The organism is Uliginosibacterium gangwonense DSM 18521, from assembly GCF_000373965.1.
Classification (GTDB): Bacteria; Pseudomonadota; Gammaproteobacteria; order Burkholderiales; family Rhodocyclaceae; genus Uliginosibacterium; species Uliginosibacterium gangwonense.
Window position 1 is genome coordinate 24939 of sequence record NZ_KB892857.1, and the last position, 23146, is coordinate 48084.

The window sequence follows — 23146 nt, forward strand, 5'->3', positions numbered from 1 at the left end:
ACATGCCTATAAGCATGCTTGGCATAGGGGCTTTGTTAAACCCATAATTAAACCTGAAACCAAGATACAGACAGGAGACAGCATGCTTTTCCGCTTACTCGCATCAGTTTTCTGCTTTGGTGTCACGCAATTTGCAATAGCAGAAATGCCGGTTGAAATTAGCAGCACAACCCCAGATTATGTTGGTCAGCGACTCGTATTTGCACTAAAAGAAGAAATCCGACGATCCACTTCGCTAGGCATCACGTTTGATCGGAACAAACCACGACTACAGGTCAATATAGTCACGCTTGATCCCAACAGTAGCATGCCTGGATATTCAACAAGTTATTCAATGGTAATTCTCTGGAATAACCCATCCCAGCCATTCCCGTTCTATCTCACACAATTTGTTGGAACTTGCGGGAACAGCAGGATACTAGAGTGCGCAGATGGCCTCACTGCCAATGTATCAGACCAATCAGACAATATGCTGAAATTATTTCAATCAACTAAGCATTAAGATTTTTTGTTGTTACGAATCAAACTGCTCTTTCTAAAGCATGCCTTCTAATTGGTAACGCCAGAATAAAAAGCCACGCGTGATTCACGCGTGGCTCAAGGTATTACAAGGCGTCTTTCTTGTGAGGTCTGTAGATTCTTAGCGGTCGCTGCCTGCGCCGGACATCACGTCGACCCAGACGGCGAGCAGCAGGATGGAGCCTTTGACGATCATCTGCCAGAAGGAGTCCAGACCCAGCATGGACATGCCGTTATCCAGGCTGGCCATGATCAGGGCGCCGATCAGGGCGCCGTAGACCGTGCCCACGCCGCCACGGGATGAGGTGCCACCGATGTAGCAGGAGGCGATGGCGTCCAGCTCACCCAGCGTACCGGCGGAGGGGCCGCCTGCGGCCAGACGGGCCGTGGTGGTCAAGCCAGCCAGGGCGCACATCAGGCCCATCAGCACGAACACGGCCACTTTGATGAGGCGTACGTTCACACCGGAGAGGCGGGTGGCTTCGAGGTTGGAGCCGATGGAGTAGATGCGGCGACCAAACACGGTGCTGTTGGCCATGAAGGTGAAGATGGCCAGGATGACCAGGGTGACCAGCACGGGCACAGGCACGCCTTCGTATGAATTGAGCGTGTACATGAAGCCTGCCACCACCAGCGCGGTAACGACCAGCTTGCCCACGTCCTGCCACAGGGGGGCTACCAACAGGCCATAGTGGGCGCGGCTGCTGCGATTGCGGAAGGTCTGCACAACCAGGAACAGCACGACGGCCACGGCAATGATGTTACCGAAGATTTCCGGCAGGTAGCCCTGGCCGAAAGCGACCAGCCCCGGGGATTCGATGGGAACCGTCACGCCCTTGGTAATCCCCAGCAAGATGCCACGGAAGGCCAGGAAGCCCGATAAGCTGACGATGAACGAAGGCACCCGGAAATAGGAGACCCAGAACCCGGTCCATCCGCCCACAAACAAACCAGCTGCTACGACGATGGCAAAAATCATCGGCAGCGGCAGATGGTAGGTGTAGTCCAAGATGGCCGCGAGCCCGCCTAATAAACCAAGCAAAGAGCCGACAGACAGATCGATTTCACCCGCGATGATGATGAAGACCATCCCGGAAGCCAGCATGCCGGTGATGGCCATCTGGCGGAACAGGTTGGAGATGTTACGTGCCGACAGGAAGGCCCCGTTGGTCAAATGGTTGAAGAACGCCCAGATCACGATGATCGCGAATAACAGGGTGAGTATCTTGTACTGTGAGAAAAACCGTTGCAGGTTTTTTGAGGCGGTACTCATGTTTGTATCACTTTCTCTTCTGCAATATTTGTAATCAGGCCCTGTACCTTAGGCAACCTGCTTGATTGCCTGGCCCAGTGCGGCAGTCATGACCGTTTCCTGGGTGAGTCCGTCGTTGACGAAATCGCCACGCAACTGCCCTTCGCCAATGACCAGTACCCGGTCGCTGATGCCTAGCACCTCTGGCAGTTCGGAGCTGATCATGATGATCGACAGCCCTTGCTTGACCAGTTCAAACATCAGTTTGTAGATCTCGTACTTGGCCCCGACGTCCACCCCACGGGTCGGCTCATCCAGGATGAGCACCTTCGGGTTGGGCAGCAGCATCTTGGAGACCACCGCCTTTTGCTGATTGCCACCAGACAGCCCCTTGATGGGCAGATTCGGCGAAGCGGTCTTGACGCGCATGCGTGCAATCGACTGCTGGATCTGGTGCATTTCAGCCGAAGCGTCGATCACGCCAAACTTGGTGAACTTGTTCAGCACCGCCATGGTGATGTTCGCCCCCACCCCTTGCAGCGGCACAATGCCGTGGCGCTTGCGGTCTTCAGGGACCAGACAGATACCCTGGTTCACCGCAGCACGGGGAGAGTCCACCTTGATCTGCTTGCCATCCAGCCAGAGTTCGGCCTGGTAGTCCCCTGGGTAGCAACCAAAAATCGCCATTGCGAGTTCGGTGCGCCCTGCCCCCACCAGCCCGGCCACGCCCAGAATCTCGCCCTTGCGGAGCTGGAAGGAGACGTCGTCGACCCGTTTGCGGGCGGGGTTGTTCACATCCACGCAGGTCACGTGCTTGGCTTCAAAGAACACTTCACCAATCGGGTGTTCTTCGCGCGGGAACAGGTTCTTGATCTCGCGTCCGACCATCATGGTGATGATCTCGTTGGTATTCATCCCCGACATGGGCCGAGTGCCCACATGCGCGCCATCGCGGATCACGCTAATGGTGTCACACACGGCAGCGATCTCGTCGAGCTTGTGGGAGATCATCACGCAGGCCACGCCTTTTTTCTTCAGGTCGCGGATGATGTCCAGCAAAATTTCGGTTTCCGTCTTGGTGAGCGAAGATGTCGGCTCATCCAGAATCAGCAGTTTGGCCTTCTTGTTCAGCGCCTTGGCAATTTCAATCAGTTGCTGATGCCCGCCGCCATAGTTGAAGACCGGCAGCGCCACGTTCACATCCGGCAACTTCAGCTCACGCATCAGCTCTTCTGCACGCTTGTACATGGCCGAATAATTCATGATGCCACCGGGCAACTTGATCTCGTTGCCCATGAAGATGTTTTCCGCCACCGACAATTGCGGCACCAACATCAGTTCCTGGTGGATGATGACGATCCCGGCCTCTTCGGTCTCGCGGATCGTTTGTGCTTTCAGCTCCTGGCCTTCCCAAAAGATCTGGCCTTCCCAAGTACCATGCGGATAAACAGCCGAAAGCACTTTCATCAACGTCGACTTGCCAGCACCGTTCTCACCGCACAAGCCGACGCATTCGCCAGCCTTTACCTTGAGATCGATACCGTTCAGAGCCTTGACGCCATTGAAGTCCTTGACGATACCCCGCATGTCCAGAAGATATTCGGACATGATTCCCTGCCCCTCAAACAAAATTNCCCTGCCGCATCCGCATCCTGAAAACAGGGTGCGCAATCCATACAACAAACGGGCCGCCTAAGCGGCCCGTTGTACAGCTCACAGGATTACTTCAGACCCAGTTGTTCTTTGGTGTAGAAGTTGTCCTTGACCAGAATGTCCATGTTTTCCTTGGTCAGCGCAATCGGGTCAAGCAGGATCTGGTTGATGCCGCCTTCAGCCTTTTGAGCCTTGAACGTCACCTTGTTGCCCTTGACCAGATCAACCGACAGCTTGGCTGCGTTGGAAGCGATAGCGTTGAGCGACTTGTAGACCGTCATGGTCTGGGTGCCAGCCAGCACGCGCTTGCAAGCAGCCAGTTCAGCGTCCTGACCAGAGACCGGCACCTTGCCAGCCAGCTTCTGGGCAGCCAGAGCCTGGATCACGCCACCAGCGGTCCCGTCGTTCGGGGCGATGAAAGCGTCAATCTTGTTCTGGAACTGAGTCAGCACGTTTTCTGCAATCTTCAGGGCGTTTTCAGGCAGCCAGTCCTTCACGTCCTGCGTGCCGAGAATCTTGATGTCACCCTTCTTGACTGCCGGTTCCAGCACCTTCATGGCACCTGCCTTGAAGAGCTTGGCGTTGTTGTCATCAGGCGAGCCGCCGAGCACATAATAGTTGCCCTTCGGCTTGGCCTTCAGGATGGCAGCGCCTTGCATTTCGCCCACGCGTTCATTGTCGAAGGAAATGTAAGCGTCTACATCCGAGCTGGCGATCAGGCGGTCGTAGGCAATAACCTTGATACCGGCCTTCTTGGCTTCCTTGATCACCGGAGACAGTGCCTTGCCATCCTTCGGCACGATCACGATGGCATCAACCTTCTGGGAAATCAGGTTTTCAATCTGGTTGGCTTGTTTGGCGGAGTCACCGTCAGCGGATTGCACGCTCACTTCAGCGCCCAGCTTCTTGGCCGCTGCAATGAAGTAGTCACGGTCACGAGCCCAACGTTCCACGCGCAAGTCGTCGATGGAGAAGCCGATAACAGGCTTGTCCTTGGAGGCAAACGCGGGCAGAGCCGAGCAGGCCGCAGTCGCGGCAACAACAGCCAACAGGGTACGACGGATAGCGAAACTACTCATCAGGGTCTCCTTTGGTAAAAACGGCAGGCTTGCGCCTTCCGGTCTGCCGCACTGCAAATGCAGTCACGGGTTTTTGCAGCAAGGTATTGCCAGCAATTTGTCTCGGGTTTCACTCATTCTTTTTTGAGCCATGCAACTTCAGGAGAAGGATGCATGCTTGTCTGCTGACTACGTTAGTACGGGTTTCGAACTTTTGCAATAGGGGGGAATTTCCACCGCTTCCCCCCGGAGTTACCCTAGTATCCAAACCCAAACAGTCCGCATCCATATACTCAAATTGCGTCGACGCTAAGCCCTCTGAATGACAATATCAAGAAGACAAAAGGGCGCTTCCATTAAGCTCGCAAGTCTGCCGCCTTCACAGGATTGCGATTACAAGCACCTGAAATTTATATACTTTCTCAATCTGATGCGCGCCCATAATTGTCATTCGCATAAGGGCAAACCAGCTTCCAGGCAGCACTTTTGGCGATAACACGCGCACTTGCGCAAACGCCTCAAATGTCTTTTGACCAATCACGGCCGGCCCTTTCAACAAAGCCTGATAACGTTTTCATTTTTATTTTTCAGTTATTTTATCTCTCAATAGATCAGCTTTATACGGGTTTGTCCTAGGTATTTATGTCCGCATGAAGAGATTTTTTGCGATCTCTCACCCAAAAAATGATGCTTTTTTGCGACATCTCTCAAGACTGGTTTCATGCCTCCACTCCGGCAATGACTGCTAAGAGCTTGTCCTGAAAAGATTTTCAGATTTCTTGAAATATTTTTCGGGCGTTCTGCTCAATCATTGAGCACATTTTTTGTGCAGGGCTGCACTGCTGAGTATCCAAATCGCATTGAAAACGATTTCAAAACTCTCTCACCATTGCCTGAAGTGCATCGAGAAACACACGGGTACGCATCGGCAGCAAGCGGCGCCCTGGCATCACCGCCCATGCGGTGGGCGAAGGTAGCTGCCACTCGGGCAGCACACGCACCAACAAGCCCTCCTCCACCGCACTGGCCACAAAGCGCTCCGAGATTCCGGCAATTCCCAAGCCGTGGCTGGCAAGCAGGCGCAACAAACCAATTGAATTGGCTGCCACCGGGCCAGCAGGCAAGCCCTCCCAACGCTCCTTGCCACGCGCCAGTTGCCAGGGGCTGACGTCCCCATTGCTGGCGATCAACTGTAGGGCTTTGTGGCTCATGAGTTCATCGGGGTGGCTGGGCGCACCGTAACGCTTGAGGTAGGCGGGGCTGGCGTACAGGCCACTGCGCAGATCAAAGAGGCGTCGCGCCACAAGAGTGGCGTCATCAGGCAACTGGGTGGAGATACGGATCGCCAGATCGAAGCGCTCATCCAGCAGATCCACCCGACGCGGGGAGAGGTCCAGTTCCAGCTTCACTTCCGGATAACTGGCGGCAAACTGCAAGAACAAGGGGGCGAGCAACCACTCGGAAAAATCCGGCGGCATGGAAACGCGCAGACGCCCGCGAGGTACGGCCTGACGATGCTGTGCATAGGCCACGGCAGCATCCGCTTCCTCCTGCAAGCGCCGGGCATGCTCAAGGATGCCTTGACCAAAATCGGTGAGGCTCAGGCGCCGTGTGCTGCGAATCAGCAGACGCTCGCCCAGCCGGGTTTCCAAGGCGCTGATCCGGCGCGACAGGGTGGATTTGGGCGCCCCACTGCGCTCGGCCGCAGCCGAAAAACTGCCTGCTTCCACAATCTGGGCAAACAGCAGCAAGTCATTGGCATCAAGGTTCATGCTTGCAATATCCCATTATTGGAACAATTGAATCCATTTTAGGCTCTTCTGATCCAATAAAAGAAGGAATACAGTAACTCCACTTGCTCAACAACCCTCACCAGGAGTCCCATCATGAAGATCCTTCAAGTCAATGCCAGCATTCGTGGCGCAGCCTCTGCCTCCACCCGGCTCGCCAACAGCATCGTGACCCATCTGCGCACGCTAGCCCCTGCCGCCAAGCATGATATCCGTGAGCTGGGCGAACAGCCGATTCTGGACAGCACCGCCCTCGGCGCCCTGTTCACCCCGGCAGATGCCCGCACAGCGGAACAGGCCACCCGTGTTGCCATTGACGACGCCACCATTGCCCAAGTCCAGGCTGCAGATGTGATCGTACTGGGTGTGCCGATGTACAACTTTGGCGTGCCCGTGCAACTGAAGGCCTGGATTGATGCCATCTGCCGCGCCCAGGTCACCTTCCGCTATACCGCAAATGGCCCCGAAGGGCTACTCACTGGCAAGAAGGTGTTCGTGGCGCTGGCCCGTGGCGGCCTGTACCGCGATACCCCGGCAGATACCCAGGTGCCGTACCTGAAGGCTGTGCTGGGCTTCCTGGGGATGAAGGATGTGCACTTCATCCATGCAGAAGGCCTGTCGATGGGCGAAGAATCTGCCAACAAAGCCTTTGCGGCAGCGGAAACAGAAATCGCTGCACTTAGTCTATAAATAAGAACTTCATCACGCGTATTCCGAAAGCATGGTGAAACATCCACCATGCTCCCTTCCCCCAACAGGAGCGCAACATGACAACAACCCTCACATCACGCAGCGTTGAACGTCTGGTCGCAGGACGTGCGACATCCGACGGCGCAGGCGTCAAACTCACACGGGTACTGACCCAGGACCTGCAACGCCGCCTGGACCCCTTCCTGATGCTGGATGCATTTCGCACAGATAACCCGGATGACTACATCGGCGGTTTTCCTGATCACCCGCATCGCGGCTTTGAAACTGTGACCTACATGATCGCCGGACGCATGCGCCATCACGACAACGCAGGCAACTCCGGGCTGCTCGGCCCCGGAGCCTCGCAATGGATGATTGCGGGCAGCGGGTTGATCCACTCCGAGTTGCCCGAGCAGGAAGAAGGCTTGATGGAGGGCTTCCAGCTCTGGCTCAACCTGCCTGCACGCAACAAGATGATCGCCCCCAGCTACCGCGACATCCCCAGCGCGCAGATCCCCGAGGTAAGACGTGAAGATGACGTGCTGGTGCGGATCATCGCAGGTCAGGCCGAAGGCGTGGCAGGGGCCGTGCAGCGCCCGGATACCGAGCCGCTCTTTCTGGATGTGCACCTGCCTGCGGGAACGCACTACAGCCAGCATGTACCGGCGCAACACAATGCCTTCCTCTACGTATATAGAGGTGCCGTGGAAGTTGCGGGCAAAACAGTGCCAGAGCGCTCGATGGCCATCCTGGCCAACGATGGCGACACCTTGCACATCAAGGCCGGTGTAGATGCCAAGATCATTCTGGTGGCAGGCCAGCCTCTGGGAGAACCTATCGCCCAATACGGCCCCTTCGTGATGAACACGGCAGAGGAAATCCAGCAGACCCTCAGCGATTATCGCCTGGGCAAAATCGGGGCGTCCGTGGTGCAAAAGGCCTGAATTGCGCACCAAACTTGTGCTTTAAAATTTTGTGTATGCCAATACGTACACCGAAAGTATTAACTATTTAACAGTTGGCACCCACTGGCTGCGTGGCACGCATATTGCTGAAAACCTGTAAATTCAACACTCAGCAAAGGTGCGATGATGACCCGATCCGGCGCAGGCATGAATCTTTCGGACGACGAATTGCATTGGCTTCCCTGGTTTGGTGCATGCGGCAAAATCCGCATGCGCTGGGCCAGTTTTCTCAACCGCCATCATCACGCGGCGCTAGAGCAAGCCTTTGAAGGCATCGCCCAGACCCGGGTCAGGCTATTGACCAACTGGGCCAACCAGCAATGGGCGCATCTGCAGGGCTTCGCCCGCTCAATCCGCAATCCACAATCGGTCCGGGCAGAATGGCTACAGGCCCGCCTGCGGCTTTGCAAGGATTGCTCGGAACTTTTCCTGGCAAACCCGGCAGGGCAGATCATTGCTTCCAGCCATGCAGCCCATCACGACAGCCTGCCAGACAAGGTATTGGCAGCGGCCAGCAAGGCGGCTTTCCTGTACGGCCCCTATATCGACCCACTGACCGAGAAAATCGGCCCCTCCTCCTCCGCCTTCCACGATGGCGTCACCCTGCTCTTTCTGCAACCGGTGATGCAGGATGACAAGCTCATTGCCATTCTGGGTGCCCGTGTCCCCAACGACGTGGTAGGTGACCTGATCCAGCGTGAAGGGGGTCACGTTTATCATGAATCGGGGGACAACTACCTGTTCATGGCCCGCTCCGTCTTCGACCCCAGCATCCCGCAAGGCGTAGCCCTGTCGCGTTCGCGCTTTGAAGACCGCTCCTTCTCGCTGGGTGACAACCTCAAGGACGGCGTGCGTACCGCCTATGGCACAGTACGCATCAAGCAGCACACAGAATTCGAACTGATCTTCAACGACCCCGCCACCCAGAAACTCCACCCGGGGGTACGTGAAACCATCCGCAAAGGTGCCAACCTCTTCGTGGGCTACCCCGGCTATTCCGATTACCGTCATATCCCTGTGATCGGTAAGGGCGTGTGCTTCCAAATGCCCGGCTCACCGGATACCTGGGGCATGATGTGCGAAGCCGATCTGGAAGAGGTCTACCGCGCCCGGCCACTGGCCTACCGCCTGAGCAAAGCGCTGGGCGTGGTGGGCGCTGCCATTATTGCCGTAGGCAGTGGCCTCAGCCTGGGCTTGGGGCTGAACACCTGGCAGACGCTACTCGTCAATCTGATCTGCATGGTGGTGGGCGCGCAGGCCTTCCATCACTTGGTGCTACGCAATATTTCCAACCGGCTGACGCAAACCAAGCTGATGCTCCAGACCATTGCAGAAGGCGGCGGCAACCTTTCGCTGCGCCTGGAACGCCCCGGCGCATTACGCGATGAAATCACCGGCATCGCGCAATGGCTCAACAGCCTGATCGACAACATGGGGGGCATCCTCGGCCAAGTCACCAATCTGAATACCGAAATTGGCAATGCCAACGGCAGCCTGCGCAGCACCAGCCACAGCACACGCCAACGCGTGCGCGAAGTGTGCGACGCAATGCAGCAGATTCTGGAGTCGCTCGAATCCCAGATGGATGTCATCCAGGCTGCTTCGTTGCAGGCGGACAACATGCGCCAGGAATTGAGTCAGGTTTACGCCCAGGCGCATACCCAATTTGCATCCTTGCAGGAGATGACCGACAGCATCCGCGGCAGCGTCGGCAAATCTGCAGACACCATCGTTGAACTGCAAACCAGCACCGGAGAAATTGGCAAGATCGTGGACGTCATCCGTGAAATTGCCGACCAGACCAACCTGCTTGCACTTAACGCTGCCATTGAGGCGGCCCGTGCAGGTGAACAGGGGCGCGGCTTCTCCGTAGTGGCCGACGAGGTGCGCAAGCTTGCAGAACGCACCCGCACTGCAACCAGCCAGATCTCCGACATGATCGATACCGTGCAAAACCATGCCGACAGCGCCGTACACGTCATGCGCCAAGGCATGGGTGAGCTGGAAGCGGGGCTAAACCTCGCCATGGCTGCAGCAGGCGACCGCAGCGGCACAGATCAACTGGTGCAAGGCATGCTGGGGACCATCGACCACATTGCCCAAAGCAGCCAGGTTCACAGCCAACGCATCAGTTCAGTGGCGGGCACCGCAGACAGCATGCGGGCGGCATTGCGCGAATCCGAAGACAGCTTGGAGGAAACTGCCTCTGCCGTGCATAAGTTGGATAACCTGACCGCACAGTTTGCCTGCTGATTTGTGGAGTGAGACAGGTTCTCAATAAACCTGTCTCACTAAAAATCAGGTCTCGTCATCCTCGGCACCGGACCCGACAACAGCCCGCCCGAGGCGATCATGCACAGCGTGCCAATCATCGTCGTCCGGCAGATATTCGACCAGGATCATGCGGGCATTTGCCGCATCCAGGGCGCGCAGATTGGCGTACAGGTCATGTGCATAACCCTGCGCATCAAATGGCGCATCAATACACATCGCATATCGCCCATCAGGATATTCACCAGCACGCACCAGCACGGCACAATCGGCAGGCGCAGCTTCAATCTCGGCGCGTGTTGCCATACGCATAGCAGTGCGAGGGGCGTAGTGGGCGGAAAGCGCACCCGACACACGCGGGGCCTTTTCGCCCTCGCCCCGCAGGCGCGGGCGTTTGCCAATTACCGCTGCCAAGGCGCTCACACCGATCATGCCCGGGCGCAACACAACAGGCTCACCACGCGACAGATCAAGAATGGTGGACTCGATCCCCACATCACACGCCCCGCCTTCAAGCACCATGGCAACGGCATCACCAAGCTCTTCATCCACATGGCGTGCCGTGGTCGGGCTGATCCGCCCAAAGCGGTTGGCCGAGGGGGCGGCAACTCCCCCACCAAATGCCCGCAGCAGGTCCAAAGCAACAGGATGATCCGGAATGCGGATGCCAACAGTATTTTGCCCGCCGGTCACTTCGCCCGGCACATGAGGCTGTTTTTTCAGAATCAGGGTCAAAGGGCCGGGCCAGAAGGCACGCGCCAACGCTTCGGCCTCCGGCGGAATTTCGCTGGCCCAGTCCTTCAGTTGCGCGGCATCGGCCAGATGCACAATCAGGGGGTGGTCAGCAGGCCGGTCTTTGGCCGCAAAAATCTTCAATACTGCAGCGGGATTGCTGGCGTCCGCCCCCAGGCCGTATACGGTCTCGGTCGGCAGCGCGACGAGTTGCCCTTCGTGCAGCAATTGGGCTGCGCGGGCGATGTTCTGGGGGGTGGAAGCCTGAATGCTCATGATCAAAAATGTTTCTGCAACAGATGGCGCTCGGTGAAGCCAGGGAAAAAGCGAAACAGACGATAAATCCAGCGCACCGCCGCTGGAAATACGATCAAGGCCCGATTGCGTCGAACCCCGTCCAGAATCTGCCATGCGGCATCTTCAACCGCAATCGCGCCAGGAGGTGGCGCGGCATTGATGCGCTCACCCAGAATCGGCACCCCAAAAATGGCGGTCGCCACCAGACCCGGGTTGATGCAGCTGACACGGATGCCCTCAGCCGCCAGTTCATTGCGCAGGCTCAGAGACAAGCCAACCACGCCAAACTTGGTGGTGTTATAGAGCACCTGCCCTGGAAAAGGAACGATGCCGGAAATCGACGAAGTGTTGATGATATGCCCATTGCCCTGCTCGCGCATCAGCGGCAAGACAGCATCCACGCCATGAATCACGCCCCATAGATTCACATCAACAATTTTTCGCCAATGCGCCAGTGTGGCCTGCCCGATAGGTAGCGTGCCCCCAATCCCGGCATTGTTGAAGAGAAAATCAATCCGCCCAAAATACCTGCGCACCTCGGCCACCATGGCCTGCACAGCAGCAGCGTTGCTGACATCCACCTCAAGCGCGAGGCTGCGCGAAGTATCGCTCCCTAAACCTGCCAGCACCTTGGCCAAGGCATCAGGATCAAAATCAGCCATGACCACCTTGGCGCCCAGACCATGCAGGGATTTGGCCAATGCTAGACCAATCCCTGAGGCAGCCCCCGTCACCACAGCCACCCGATCGGCATAATGGCTGTGCAGGCGGCTCACTTACTCGTCCTTGATGCCGATGGCTGCACGTGCGGCCATCGCAACTTCCAGGGCTTTTTGTGGGTCAGCATCCACAACCGTGAAGTGGCCCATCTTGCGCCCTGGTCGCGCATGCTGCTTGCCATACAGGTGCAGCTTGAGGTTCGGGATGGACAAGAGCTTACTCCAGTCCGGCTCACGGTAGGCACCGTGCCGGTCCGGTCCGGGCTGGCTGGCGTCATACCAGACATCCCCCAGGAGGTTCACCATCACCGCCGCCGAATGCGCACGTGCATCCCCCAGCGGCAAACCGCATAGGGCGCGCACCTGTTGTTCGTACTGGCTGTTGACACAGGCATCAATGGTGGCGTGGCCACTGTTATGCGGACGCGGGGCCATTTCATTGACATACAGCTCGCCATGCGAGACGAAGAACTCCACCGCCAGCGTGCCCACGTAGTTCAGGCGCTCGGCGATCCGCTCGGCATATTCCTGCGCAGAATCACGCTGACAGGCCGACGAGCGTGCGGGCATGATGGAAACATCCAGAATGCCGCCGGAATGGGAATTCTCAGCCACCGGGAAGCACTTCACACTCCCGGCTTCATCACGCGCCAGCACCACGGAGACTTCGTAGTCGAGCTTGAGCATCTGCTCAAGCACACAGGGCTCATTACGGAAGCCCTGGAAAGCGCCAATGGCTTCTTCGCGGCTGCTAACCCGCGCCTGCCCCTTGCCGTCGTAGCCAAAGCGGGCCACTTTGAGAATACCGGGGAACAGGTGCGCAGGCGCCTCACGCAAGTCTTCAACGGTGTTGATGGCTGCAAATGCAGCATGCGGCAAACCGTTTGAACGCAGGAAGGTCTTTTCGGCCACACGGTTCTGACAAATGCCCACAGCATCGGCACTGGGGTGAACCGGCACGAACTTGGCCAGATATTCCAACGTATGCGCAGGGACGTTTTCAAATTCTGTGGTCACAGCAGCGCAATGGTGCGCAAGGTCATCCAGCGCTACGTGGTCGTCATACTCGGCGCAGAGGTGGCGATCCGCTGCCTTGCCTGCCGGGCTGTTCGGGTCCGGGTCCAGCACCCAGACCTTGTAGCCCATTTCGTGCGCAGCAAGCACAAAGAAGCGGCCCAACTGACCGCCACCCAACATACCGAGGGTGGCGGGGGGAAGAATCATGGTATTCACGCGATATCGTCCAGCTTCATGTCCAGCACGCTTTGGGTCTGCCGCTCACGGAACAGATCGAGCATTTCAGCCAGATGCGTGTCTTCATTGGCGAGCAGGGCCACGGCAAACAGCCCGGCATTAGCCGCACCGGCTTCACCAATGGCAAAGGTAGCCACGGGGATGCCCTTGGGCATTTGCACGATGGAGTGCAGCGAATCCACGCCGGAGAGTGCCTTGCTCTGCACGGGCACACCCAGCACGGGGACAGTGGTCTTGGCGGCGAGCATCCCTGGCAGGTGAGCCGCCCCACCCGCACCGGCGATGATCGCCTTGAGGCCGCGGCTGCGGGCGCGTTCGGCATAATCGAACATCAAGTCGGGCGTGCGGTGTGCTGACACCACGCGGGCTTCATAGGGCACGCCGAAATCCTTGAGGATGCGGGCCGCCGCTTGCAAGGTGGGCCAATCGGAATTGGAGCCCATGACAATGCCAACAACAGGTTTTTGTTCAGACATGATGCTTCTTATGACTTGGACTTGGCTTCAAGAGCACGCTGGGCAGATTCAACCGTATTTGCCAGCAGCATGGTAATGGTCATCGGGCCGACACCGCCGGGCACGGGGGTAATCAGGGAGGCCACTTCGCGTGCGGAGGCAAAATCCACGTCGCCGCAGAGCTTGCCGTTTTCATCACGGTTCATGCCTACGTCAATCACCACGGCGCCGGGTTTGATCATGTCACCCGTGATCATCTTGGCACGCCCGACTGCGGCCACCACGATATCCGCCCGCTTGGTGTGGAAAGCCAGATCCTTGGTCTGCGAATGGCAGATTGTGACCGTCGCACCCTTGCTCATCAGCATCACCGCCATGGGCTTGCCCACGATATTGGAGCGCCCGATCACCACAGCCTCGGCCCCCTTGAGCTGGATATTTTCAGACTCCAGCATCTTCATCACGCCCCAGGGCGTACAGGGGTAGAAGGACTTGCGCCCTTGCAGCAGCAAACCGAAATTGACCGCGTGAAACCCGTCCACGTCTTTTTCCGGGGAGATGGCTTCCAGCACTTCCTCGGAGTTGAACTGCTTGGGCAGGGGCAGTTGCACCAGAATGCCATGCACACTCGCATCGGCATTCAGTTCAGCGATTTTCGCCAACACTTCTTGCGGCGCCACATCGGCAGGGTAAGTGTATTTGAGCGAACGGAAGCCTGCCTTCTCACAGCCCACCACTTTATTGCGCACGTAGACGGCTGAAGCGGGGTCTTCGCCCACCAGAATCACCGCCAGACAAGGCTGTGCACCTTGCGCCGTCAGTACTGCAGCGCGTTGAGCCAATTCTTCGCGCACTTTGGCGGACAGCGCGTTACCGTCGATATTGCGAGCAGTCATGGAAGCCCTAAGCTTTTGAAAAACCAATGATTATACGCTGCAGGCGGCCAGCTTGGAACGCCCATCTGATCGCAACATAAAAATTACTGCTCAAGCAGTAATTGACTCAGGCAGTAACAGTATCTACAGTAGATGCCATAACAGCAAGCCCACCAACCCCACACCATGACAACCGACCTGCCCTCCCCCAGTCCAGACACCACTTACCAGCTTGAGGAAACCATTGGTTTTCTATTGGGCCGCCTGAAGCATCGCATGACGCTTGAACTTGATGAAGAACTCAAGTCTCTCGACATCAGCGCCGCGCAATGGGTGATCCTGATGCGTATTGCCACGGGCCTGATCAAGACCAGCGCCGAGCTATGCCGTTGCTTCAGCTACGACACGGGGTCCATGACCCGCATGCTCGACCGCCTGGAGGAAAAAGGATTGATCAGCCGCCGTCGTTCTGCGGCAGACCGGCGCATTGTTGAACTGGCGCTGACCGAGGCCGGGCACCACAGTTACCCCAAACTCAAGGCCTGCGGCAGAAGGCTCGCAGATCGCATGCTCCAGGGCATCAGCGAAACAGAAGTCGACTTGTTCAAAAGCCTGATCCGCCGCATGCAGGCCAATCTGGAGCACAAGGAAGTCTGAACATGAAATTCAAGCTATTGGGCAGCATGCTGGCTGTCGCACTTCTTGCCGGATGCGCTACGCACAGCGATATCCAATCTCACGCCAAACTGCGCACCCCCTCGCAGTTCAGCGAGATCCCTGCTGAAGTGCAAGCCGGTTGGCAGGTACAAGCGGGTTACTGGAAACAGTTCGGCGATCCGCAACTTGATGCACTGGTGGCAGAAGCGCTGGCAGATTCGCCTTCTCTGGCCGCCGCAGATGCGCGCATCCGTCGCGCCGCCGCGCTGACCGATGCGGCACACAGCGCCCTGCTGCCACAGCTCTCGGGCAACGCGGACGTGATGGCCCAACGTTTCACCGAACACGGCATGGTCTCGCCCACCTATGCAGGCAAATTCCGTACAAACGACCGCCTCGCCCTGGATGCGAGCATCGACCTCGATCTGTGGGGCAAGTACCGCCGTGCGCTGCAAGGCGCGGAAGCCGGGCGCAAGCTTGCCGAACTGGAATCCGTAGCAGCCCGTCAGGCACTGGCCGCCAACGTGGTGCGGGCCTACCTGGAGTACGACCGCCTTTATAAGCAACGCGCCCTGCTGGAACATCTGATGGCCCTGCGCATGGAAGCCGAGCGACTGCAAAGCATCCGTTTCCAGGCTGGGCTTGACCCGGAAATTGATCGTAACCAGCTTCAACAAGGCACTGCCCAGCTACGCGTGGATAGCGCTCAGCTTGACGAGCGCATCAGCCTGCAACGCGGTCTGCTTGCCGCCCTGGCCGGGAAAGGCCCGGAACGTGGCGAACAGCTCTCCGCCCCGCGCCTGAACGACAATCTGGATGCCCACCTGCCTTCGGTGCTGCCGTCTGATCTGCTGGCGGGCCGCCCGGACCTGCTGGCCAGCCGCTGGCGGGTTGAGGCCGCATCGGCTGATATGGATGTGGCACGCGCGCAGTTCTACCCCAGCGTGAATCTCAGCGCTTTTGCCGGTTACAGCTCAATCGGGCTGGAAAACCTGCTCAAACCCGGCTCACAGATCTATGGCATCGGGCCCAGCATCCATCTGCCGATCTTTGAGGCCGGCCGCCTGCGTGCCGGGCTGGCGATGAAGGTGGCCGACTATGATGCAGCCGTTGAGCAATACAACGCCAATCTGGTCGATGCGCTCCGCGATGTCAGCGATCAGGCCCGCAGCCTGACTGAAGCAGAGCACCAGGGGCAGCTTGCCGAAACATCGCTGGCGGCCAGCCAGCGCGGTGTCACCCTAATTGAAACCCGTGCCAGCAAAGGGCTGGCCAACAAGATCAATGTGATCTCCGCACAAATGGCCGTTGTCGCCCAGCAGCGTGTGCAGACTGATCTGCGGGCGCATCGCCTGGACTCTGCCGCTGGCCTGATGCGTGCACTAGGCGGCGGTTTTGCCCCCGACTACAACCCCTACACGCTGGCTGCTTCAGCCCAGTAATCCCGATCAAGAAATAATAGGACAACCATCAAAATGGACGACAAGACACCCTCCCCCGAAGTCGCCGCAAACAATCCTGCCACCAACAGCCGCAAGCGCAAGGCTGCCCTGTCCGTACTGGGGGTTCTCTTTGTGCTGGCAGGCAGTGCTTACGGGCTGTACTGGTTCGAGCATGGCCGCTGGATTGAGAGCACCGACGATGCCTACGTGAATGGGCACGTCGTGCAGATCACCCCCCAGCTCGGTGGAACCGTTCTGGCGGTGCACGCCGAAGACACCGACACAGTCAAGGCAGGCCAGGTACTGGTCGAGCTTGATCGTGCCGATGCCAGGGTTGCCCTGGACCAAGCGGAAACCTCCCTTGCCCAGACCGTGCGTGAAACCCGCACGATGTTTGCTAACAACTCCACCCTGGCCCAGCAGGTCAAGGTCCGCGAAACCGAAGTCGAACGCTGGAAGCAGGACGTTGCCCGCCGTCAGGCCATCGCCAACACCGGGGCGGTGGCAGGTGAAGAGCTGGAACACATCCGCGACTCGCTCAAGACTGCTGAAGCCTCGCTGGCAGCGGCTCAGGAACAATTGGCTGCCAGCCGCTCAATGACCGAAGGCGCCCAGGTGGAGACCCATCCGGCCGTGGCCCGTGCTGCCGCCAAGTATGAGGAAGCCTGGCTGGCCTGGTCGCGTGCCATGGTGACAGCCCCCGTGGCGGGTCAGATCGCCCGCCGCAATGTACAGGTGGGGCAACGTATTGCCCCGGGAACCCCGCTGATGGCCGTGATTCCCTTAGAGCAGGTGTGGATTGATGCCAACTTCAAGGAAGTGCAACTGCGCCGCATGCATATCGGCCAGCCCGTCACCCTTGTCAGCGACGTCTATGGCTCCGCAGTGGAATACCATGGCCGCATCGCCGGGCTGGGGGCTGGCACAGGCAGCGCTTTCGCCCTGTTGCCTGCACAGAATGCCACCGGCAACTGGATCAAGGTGGTACAGCGCGTACCGGTGCGCATCGCGCTGGAACCCAAAGAACTGGCCGCCCACCCCTTGCGCATCGGCCTGTCGACCGAGGTTGAAGTGGATACCCACGATCAGTCCGGCCAAGCGCTCAGTGCGGTAACAAACAAGCCTGAAACCCGGATCGCCGAAGCCGATGCAGGCATTGAGGAAGCCCGCGCCAAAGTGCGTGAAATCATCCGCAAGACCCTGCAGGCACGCGGCTAAGCGAGGACACCATGGCCGCCGCCCCGCAGCATCACTCCTATCCGCCCCTGGAGGGCCGCCAACGCACGATCGCCACCATCGGACTAGCCTTGGCGACCTTCATGAACGTGCTGGATACCACGATCGCCAACGTCTCCCTGCCCGCCATCGCCGGGGACGTGGGTGTGTCGCCCAACCAGGGCACCTGGGTCATCACCTCGTTTGCCGTGGCCAACGCCATCTCGGTGCCTCTGACCGGCTGGCTCTCACAACGATTCGGGCAAGTGCGCCTGTTCGTGCTCTCACTCCTGTTGTTCGTGTTTTCCTCCTGGCTATGCGGCCTGTCGACGAGCCTGGAAATGCTGATCGGCTTCCGCGTGCTGCAAGGGCTGGTGGCCGGGCCGATGATTCCGCTCTCGCAGGCACTCCTACTGCAAAGCTATCCGCCCGCCAAGGCGGGGCTGGCGCTGGCGGCTTGGGCCATGACCACCCTGGTAGCCCCTGTGCTGGGGCCGATTCTGGGCGGGTGGATCTCGGACAACATGTCCTGGCCCTGGATCTTCTTCATCAACATCCCGACCGGCATCTTCGCCGCATGGCTATGCTGGACGATTTTCCGCCATCGTGAATCCGCCACAGTGAGCAAGCCTGTGGATTACGTGGGGCTGATCCTGCTGGTCGTCTGGGTGGGTTCCCTGCAGATCATGCTCGACAAGGGCAAGGAGCTGGACTGGTTCAATTCCAACGAGATCATCACGCTCACGGTCGTCGCCTTTATCGGCTTCTGCGTGTTCGTGGTGTGGGAGCTGACCGACGAGCACCCCATTGTGGAGCTGCGCTACTTTGCGCGACGCAACTTCCTGGTCGGCACAGTGGCGATCTCGCTGGGCTACTGCGTGTTCTTCGGCAATGTGGTGATCATGCCATTGTGGCTACAGCAGTACTTATCCTACACCTCCACCTGGGCGGGGCTCGTCACCGCACCGACGGGGATTCTGGCGATCATCCTCTCGCCTATCGTGGGCAAGCGGCTGCCGCATTCGGACCCGCGCCTGATCGCCTCCATCGCCTTCCTGGTCTTTGCGACAACCGCGTTCATGCGCGCAGGCTTCAACACCAACATGACGGTCTTCAACATCGTTTTGCCACAGTTCATCCAGGGGGCTGCCACGGCCTGTTTCTTCGTGCCACTGGCGTCAATCAGCCTGTCTGGCCTCAAGCAGCATCAGGTGGCGGGTGCAACGGGCTTGTCGAACTTTGTGCGGATCACCGCCGGGGCCTTTGGCACCTCCTTGTTCACCACGATCTGGGAGCGGCGAACCGCCTTGCATCATGCCCAGTTGAGCGAATCGATCAGCACCTTCAACCCCAATGCCCAAGCAACGCTGGATGGTCTGAGCGGCCAGGGTATGGGCCAGGAGCAAAGCCTTTCCATGCTCAACCGCATCATCGACGTGCAGGCGGCAACGCTGGGGGCCACGGAGTTCTTCTGGCTCTCAGGCTTTATTTTCGCCATCCTCACTATCGTGATCTGGTTCGCCAAACAGCCCGCGCGCCAAGCCAGTGGCCCAGCCCTGGATGCCGGTGCGCACTAGGGCCTGTTCCCAATTACCCTGGAGCGCAGGCGCCCAACCTGCCCTCCAGGGCGAATTTTTGGCATAAAAACCCTAATTGAGCTAGTGGCAAGCATCAAGTTTCTCCAAGTCTGCCCGTTATAAGCGTTTTGGCTTTTTTTACCGCCAGCCTTGGCGGTCGCAAATACAGTCTCGCAAGCAGGCAAGGAGAAAAAAATGAAATTCACGATTGCCCAGCGCCTATGGGCGCTGGTGTTGTTTGCAGTGCTAGCCCTCGGCTTTGTCGGATTCACAGGAATCCGCACCTCCTACGTCACCAAAGAGAATCTCGACAAAATCCGCCTGGATGCCTACCCCAGCGCCATGACGCTTGACCAGATCAGCCGCACGATCATCAACATCCGCCTGGCAGTGCTCACCCATATCACCTCAGATACACCAGAGGAAAAAGCCGCCCAGGACAAACGCATGCTTGAGTTGAAAACCCAACTCAAGGACCTGAGCGACAAATACGAAAAAGAACTGGTCAGTGATGATGAGGATCGGCGCCTGTTAGGCGAAGATCGCACCCAGTTTGCGCGCTACCTCGCCCAGGCAGACAAAGTGATACAAGCCTCCACGGCCAATGACCCGGTGGCAGGCAAAGAAGATCTGGCCGAACTGCGCAAGATTGCGATTGATGTGAACAAGGCGATCGGCAGCCACGTCAAATACAACGACGACATGGTCGACAAGGTCAATACCAATGCAGAAAAAGCAGTCGCCCGTGGGCTGGACATCAACCTTGCGGCCGCCGCAACGGGCGCTTTCGCTATTCTCGCCCTGGGCCTATGGCTAGTGCGGATCATCACGCGGACGTTGAGTACCATGCAGCAAACGGTGACCCGGATTGAGCAGTCGCTGGACCTGACCCTGCGTGTGCCCGTGCAACACAAGGATGAAGTGGGCGCCACCGCAGAAGCCTTCAACCGCTTGCTCGACCGGATGAGCCATAGCCTCAAATCAATCGTCCACATCGCCAACGAAGTCGCCGACTCCTCCGTCGGCACTGCCACCACATCACAACAGATCGCGGAAGCCGCCCACCAGCAAAGCGCCTCGGCCTCCAGCATGGCTGCGAGTATCGAGCAGTTGACCGTGAGCATCACCCACGTGGGAGAACGTGCCGCCGAAACCAACGTAGAAGCTGGTCGCGCTGGCGAGCTGGCAACGGCGGGTGGGCAGATGGTGCAGCAGACCGTGACCGGAATCGAACAGGTGGCCAGCACCGTGGAATCTTCCGCCCGCTTCATTGAAGACCTGGAAACCCAGAGCGACCGCGTTGCCAAAGTGGTGCAGGTGATCCAGGAGGTAGCCGACCAGACCAACCTGCTGGCTTTGAACGCCGCCATCGAAGCCGCCCGCGCAGGTGAGCAGGGGCGCGGCTTTGCCGTAGTGGCCGACGAAGTGCGCAAGCTGGCCGAGCGCACCGCCAACTCCACCCGGGAGATCGCCGAAACCATCAACAGCATGCGCAGCCACGCCCAGTCCGCAGCGCAAAGCATGCGTGAAGCTGTCGGGCAGGTTGATGAGAGTGTCAATCAGGCTGCCAAGGCACGCGAAGCCATTCACGCCCTGGGAGTGGGCGCACACCAAGCAGTAGGCATGGTGGCCGAGATCACGGCGGCGATCCACGAGCAAAGTGCCGCCAGCACATCGATTGCCCAATCGGTAGAACGCGTGGCCCAGATGGCCGACGAAAGCGCCGTCGCCGCCCAGAACGGCGCAGAATCTGCGATGGGGTTGGATACGCTGGCCCAGCGCATGCGCGACGAAGTTGCCAAGTACACGCTGTAGACGTCAAAAGGGGCCTTGCACAGGCCCCTTTCTATTTCGGCGTTAGAACAGCTTCTCAGGCCGAAGCCAGCAAGCCCTTCATCTTCTGCATCGCCTTGGCCTCGATCTGCCGGATACGCTCGGCGGACACGCCATATTCAGCCGCCAACTCATGCAGCGTGGCCGGGTTGTCTTCCACCAGCCAGCGCCGCTGCACAATCGCCCGGCTACGCTCATCCAAGCTCGCCAATGCGGTTTTCAGGCCGGTATCGTAGACACGTTCGACTTCCAGCGTTTCCAGCACTTCAGACGGCTCGGCAGATTCGTCGGCCAGCCAGGCAATCGGAGCCACCCGTTCCTCATCATCGTCCGGGCCAGACTCCAGCGCCACATCCCCACCGGCAAAGCGGGTCTGCATCTCGAAAACCTCTTCGGTCTTCACACCCAGCTTGCTGGCAATCCCCTGCGCGTCTTCCATGCTCAGCGAACCTTCGCCACGCATGCTGCGCAGGTTGAAGAACAGCTTGCGCTGCGCCTTGGTGGTGGCAATCTTCACCAGCCGCCAGTTCTTCAGAATATATTCGTGAATCTCAGCCTTGATCCAGTGGATGGCAAAGGACACCAAGCGCACGCCACGATCCGGGTCAAAGCGCTTGACCGCCTTCATCAGCCCGATGTTGCCTTCCTGGATCAGGTCGGCATGTGGCAGGCCATAGCCCAAGTAATTGCGCGCCACAGATACCACCAGCCTCAGGTGCGAGAGCACCATCTGGCGGGCAGCCTCCAGGTCGTTCTCATGCCGCAGACGCCGGGCAAGACCCATCTCCTGCTCTTCAGTGAGCATGGGATAGCGATTGACCGCCTGAACGTATTGGTCAATATTTCCCAATGAATTCGGAACGGGAAACGCGAGAGCTTGCGTCATGTAATTCCTCCATCTGCGTCGATGCAAAAGCATTTCAGTGCCATCTTAGCACTCCTATCATGAGAGTGCTAACAGATGAACTTGGTTCCTTATCAGCAGATGTTATTTCGGCCAAACGGCCCGCCGCCCGCAAGCGCTGGAGCGGGTTTCCGTACAACAGTTTGAGCAAAACAACCACCTTCAGCGTAGGGGCTTGAGGCTGATGCTACTAATGAGGAGGGGGCTGTTGCCTGATGCGACTGGCTCGGATCAGCCGTATAAGGCGGGTTAGGCGAAGCCGTAACCCGCGCATTTTCTTGTTGAGCGATTTGCCTACCCTCGCGGGTTGATAAAGCCAACCCGCACTACATGACTTCCCAGTCTGGCACAACAATGCCGTTCAGGGGGAAGAGTTCATCCCATTGGGTTGCGGCCCTGAAAGGTTAGCCATTATTTTTATATGACTCGATTGCACGGCCTAGGGCAACCAAATATTTTTCCGCAGTAGCAACTTCGCNGCGTGATAGCCATTTCATGCAATTGAACAATTCCCAAGGAAGCCATGCGCTCCCATGGCGAAATGGGACAAGATCATCACGCGCTGGCGCAGGGCGGTCGGAAACTCGTGCTTCAATGCATTGATTACGATTGATGATTTCGACGAACGGATTCTTGATCGTAAACCTTACTTCGGGTGCGATGACATGAAACTCAATCGATGTAAAGTTATACAAAATCAGTTCGCAGAAGGGACTATCGGGTCCGTGAGAACCATGAAACTCTGCAAATATTTCTTCCGCGAATATTTGATCTCTTATTAGTTGCAGAAGCTCTTGACCATGTCCTCCCGTACAGAAGGTTACTAAATCAATATCGGAAACACGGTCAGCAGTAGTCTTTGCAAATGATCCCAGCACAACCGCACCAATGCACTTTTCGCTGCTTTCAAGAGCATTTGCTATGCGACGAAAAAGGCTAATTTGCGCAGAAGTTTCTGGATTGCCTGCCCATTGCTGAATAAAGCTTT

General features: G+C 58.0%; 19 protein-coding genes. 9 read left to right on the top strand and 10 right to left on the bottom strand.

Annotated features, from left to right (window positions below; genetic code table 11):
• Positions 1 to 82 precede the first annotated feature (82 nt).
• Positions 83 to 502, top strand: a complete 420-nt coding sequence (locus B145_RS28720) for a hypothetical protein (protein ID WP_157288443.1) — start codon at positions 83 to 85, stop codon at positions 500 to 502.
• Positions 503 to 640: 138 nt separating this feature from the next.
• On the opposite strand, the gene B145_RS0114615 is transcribed toward B145_RS28720, so the two are convergent.
• The 4 genes from B145_RS0114615 to B145_RS0114635 all read right to left on the bottom strand — a co-directional run bounded on the left by B145_RS0114615 (position 641) and on the right by B145_RS0114635 (position 6254).
• On the bottom strand, positions 641 to 1792 hold the full coding sequence (locus B145_RS0114615) for a sugar ABC transporter permease (protein ID WP_018608328.1): 1152 nt from the start codon (positions 1790 to 1792) through the stop codon (positions 641 to 643).
• Between the two features lie 48 nt (positions 1793 to 1840).
• Positions 1841 to 3379, bottom strand: a complete 1539-nt coding sequence (gene xylG, locus B145_RS0114620) for a D-xylose ABC transporter ATP-binding protein (RefSeq protein ID WP_018608329.1) — start codon at positions 3377 to 3379, stop codon at positions 1841 to 1843.
• Positions 3380 to 3492: 113 nt separating this feature from the next.
• Complete coding sequence (gene xylF / locus B145_RS0114625; protein ID WP_018608330.1) at positions 3493 to 4503, bottom strand: D-xylose ABC transporter substrate-binding protein; 1011 nt, start codon at positions 4501 to 4503, stop codon at positions 3493 to 3495.
• Positions 4504 to 5354: 851 nt separating this feature from the next.
• The gene (locus B145_RS0114635) at positions 5355 to 6254 is read right to left on the bottom strand and encodes a LysR family transcriptional regulator (RefSeq protein WP_018608332.1); all 900 of its coding nucleotides are present in this window, start codon (positions 6252 to 6254) and stop codon (positions 5355 to 5357) included.
• Between the two features lie 114 nt (positions 6255 to 6368).
• Between B145_RS0114635 and B145_RS0114640 the strand changes: the two genes are divergently transcribed.
• The 3 genes from B145_RS0114640 (at position 6369) to B145_RS0114650 (ending at position 10180) form a co-directional block, all read left to right on the top strand.
• A complete protein-coding gene (locus tag B145_RS0114640) occupies positions 6369 to 6962 on the top strand; it encodes an FMN-dependent NADH-azoreductase (RefSeq protein WP_018608333.1) in 594 nt (197 codons plus the stop codon).
• 77 nt (positions 6963 to 7039) lie between these two features.
• The gene (locus B145_RS0114645; protein WP_018608334.1) at positions 7040 to 7906 is read left to right on the top strand and encodes a pirin family protein; all 867 of its coding nucleotides are present in this window, start codon (positions 7040 to 7042) and stop codon (positions 7904 to 7906) included.
• Positions 7907 to 8050: 144 nt separating this feature from the next.
• Complete coding sequence (locus B145_RS0114650) at positions 8051 to 10180, top strand: methyl-accepting chemotaxis protein (RefSeq protein ID WP_018608335.1); 2130 nt, start codon at positions 8051 to 8053, stop codon at positions 10178 to 10180.
• Positions 10181 to 10225: 45 nt separating this feature from the next.
• Here B145_RS0114650 and B145_RS0114655 read toward each other — a convergent pair whose 3' ends face one another.
• From B145_RS0114655 to folD, 5 genes are read right to left on the bottom strand one after another with little or no spacing between them, the layout of a single operon-like run.
• Positions 10226 to 11206: an L-threonylcarbamoyladenylate synthase gene (locus tag B145_RS0114655; RefSeq protein WP_033407341.1), complete on the bottom strand. Its 981-nt coding sequence runs from the start codon at positions 11204 to 11206 to the stop codon at positions 10226 to 10228.
• Positions 11207 to 11208: 2 nt separating this feature from the next.
• Positions 11209 to 12003: an SDR family NAD(P)-dependent oxidoreductase gene (locus B145_RS0114660; protein WP_018608337.1), complete on the bottom strand. Its 795-nt coding sequence runs from the start codon at positions 12001 to 12003 to the stop codon at positions 11209 to 11211.
• A complete protein-coding gene (locus tag B145_RS0114665; protein WP_026259159.1) occupies positions 12004 to 13170 on the bottom strand; it encodes a 5-(carboxyamino)imidazole ribonucleotide synthase in 1167 nt (388 codons plus the stop codon).
• A gap of 5 nt (positions 13171 to 13175) precedes the next feature.
• Positions 13176 to 13676, bottom strand: a complete 501-nt coding sequence (gene purE, locus B145_RS0114670) for a 5-(carboxyamino)imidazole ribonucleotide mutase (protein ID WP_018608339.1) — start codon at positions 13674 to 13676, stop codon at positions 13176 to 13178.
• An 8-nt stretch (positions 13677 to 13684) separates the two neighbouring features.
• A complete protein-coding gene (gene folD, locus B145_RS0114675; RefSeq protein ID WP_018608340.1) occupies positions 13685 to 14551 on the bottom strand; it encodes a bifunctional methylenetetrahydrofolate dehydrogenase/methenyltetrahydrofolate cyclohydrolase FolD in 867 nt (288 codons plus the stop codon).
• A 165-nt stretch (positions 14552 to 14716) separates the two neighbouring features.
• On the opposite strand from folD, the gene B145_RS0114680 reads away from it, so the two are divergent.
• The 5 genes from B145_RS0114680 to B145_RS25790 all read left to right on the top strand — a co-directional run bounded on the left by B145_RS0114680 (position 14717) and on the right by B145_RS25790 (position 21236).
• Complete coding sequence (locus tag B145_RS0114680) at positions 14717 to 15187, top strand: MarR family winged helix-turn-helix transcriptional regulator (protein WP_018608341.1); 471 nt, start codon at positions 14717 to 14719, stop codon at positions 15185 to 15187.
• Positions 15188 to 15189: 2 nt separating this feature from the next.
• On the top strand, positions 15190 to 16629 hold the full coding sequence (locus B145_RS25785; RefSeq protein WP_018608342.1) for an efflux transporter outer membrane subunit: 1440 nt from the start codon (positions 15190 to 15192) through the stop codon (positions 16627 to 16629).
• A 33-nt stretch (positions 16630 to 16662) separates the two neighbouring features.
• On the top strand, positions 16663 to 17847 hold the full coding sequence (locus B145_RS0114690; protein WP_018608343.1) for an HlyD/EmrA/EmrK family protein: 1185 nt from the start codon (positions 16663 to 16665) through the stop codon (positions 17845 to 17847).
• Between the two features lie 11 nt (positions 17848 to 17858).
• Positions 17859 to 19421 carry a DHA2 family efflux MFS transporter permease subunit gene (locus B145_RS0114695; RefSeq protein ID WP_018608344.1) on the top strand — a complete coding sequence of 521 codons (1563 nt, stop codon included), beginning with the start codon at positions 17859 to 17861 and terminating at the stop codon, positions 19419 to 19421.
• A gap of 195 nt (positions 19422 to 19616) precedes the next feature.
• Positions 19617 to 21236, top strand: coding sequence for a methyl-accepting chemotaxis protein (locus tag B145_RS25790; RefSeq protein ID WP_018608345.1), 1620 nt, complete (start codon positions 19617 to 19619; stop codon positions 21234 to 21236).
• A 55-nt stretch (positions 21237 to 21291) separates the two neighbouring features.
• Here the strand turns inward: B145_RS25790 and rpoH are convergent, their stop codons facing one another.
• Positions 21292 to 22140: an RNA polymerase sigma factor RpoH gene (gene rpoH / locus B145_RS0114705; RefSeq protein WP_018608346.1), complete on the bottom strand. Its 849-nt coding sequence runs from the start codon at positions 22138 to 22140 to the stop codon at positions 21292 to 21294.
• Positions 22141 to 23146 lie beyond the last annotated feature (1006 nt).

Coding starts and splice junctions, on each gene's coding strand:
- B145_RS28720 (WP_157288443.1), top strand. CDS start 83: ATGCTTTTCCGCTTACTCGCATCAGTTTTCTGCTTTGGTGTCACGCAA.
- B145_RS0114615 (WP_018608328.1), bottom strand. CDS start 1,792: ATGAGTACCGCCTCAAAAAACCTGCAACGGTTTTTCTCACAGTACAAG.
- xylG (WP_018608329.1), bottom strand. CDS start 3,379: ATGTCCGAATATCTTCTGGACATGCGGGGTATCGTCAAGGACTTCAAT.
- xylF (WP_018608330.1), bottom strand. CDS start 4,503: ATGAGTAGTTTCGCTATCCGTCGTACCCTGTTGGCTGTTGTTGCCGCG.
- B145_RS0114635 (WP_018608332.1), bottom strand. CDS start 6,254: ATGAACCTTGATGCCAATGACTTGCTGCTGTTTGCCCAGATTGTGGAA.
- B145_RS0114640 (WP_018608333.1), top strand. CDS start 6,369: ATGAAGATCCTTCAAGTCAATGCCAGCATTCGTGGCGCAGCCTCTGCC.
- B145_RS0114645 (WP_018608334.1), top strand. CDS start 7,040: ATGACAACAACCCTCACATCACGCAGCGTTGAACGTCTGGTCGCAGGA.
- B145_RS0114650 (WP_018608335.1), top strand. CDS start 8,051: ATGATGACCCGATCCGGCGCAGGCATGAATCTTTCGGACGACGAATTG.
- B145_RS0114655 (WP_033407341.1), bottom strand. CDS start 11,206: ATGAGCATTCAGGCTTCCACCCCCCAGAACATCGCCCGCGCAGCCCAA.
- B145_RS0114665 (WP_026259159.1), bottom strand. CDS start 13,170: ATGATTCTTCCCCCCGCCACCCTCGGTATGTTGGGTGGCGGTCAGTTG.
- purE (WP_018608339.1), bottom strand. CDS start 13,676: ATGTCTGAACAAAAACCTGTTGTTGGCATTGTCATGGGCTCCAATTCC.
- folD (WP_018608340.1), bottom strand. CDS start 14,551: ATGACTGCTCGCAATATCGACGGTAACGCGCTGTCCGCCAAAGTGCGC.
- B145_RS0114680 (WP_018608341.1), top strand. CDS start 14,717: ATGACAACCGACCTGCCCTCCCCCAGTCCAGACACCACTTACCAGCTT.
- B145_RS25785 (WP_018608342.1), top strand. CDS start 15,190: ATGAAATTCAAGCTATTGGGCAGCATGCTGGCTGTCGCACTTCTTGCC.
- B145_RS0114690 (WP_018608343.1), top strand. CDS start 16,663: ATGGACGACAAGACACCCTCCCCCGAAGTCGCCGCAAACAATCCTGCC.
- B145_RS0114695 (WP_018608344.1), top strand. CDS start 17,859: ATGGCCGCCGCCCCGCAGCATCACTCCTATCCGCCCCTGGAGGGCCGC.
- B145_RS25790 (WP_018608345.1), top strand. CDS start 19,617: ATGAAATTCACGATTGCCCAGCGCCTATGGGCGCTGGTGTTGTTTGCA.
- rpoH (WP_018608346.1), bottom strand. CDS start 22,140: ATGACGCAAGCTCTCGCGTTTCCCGTTCCGAATTCATTGGGAAATATT.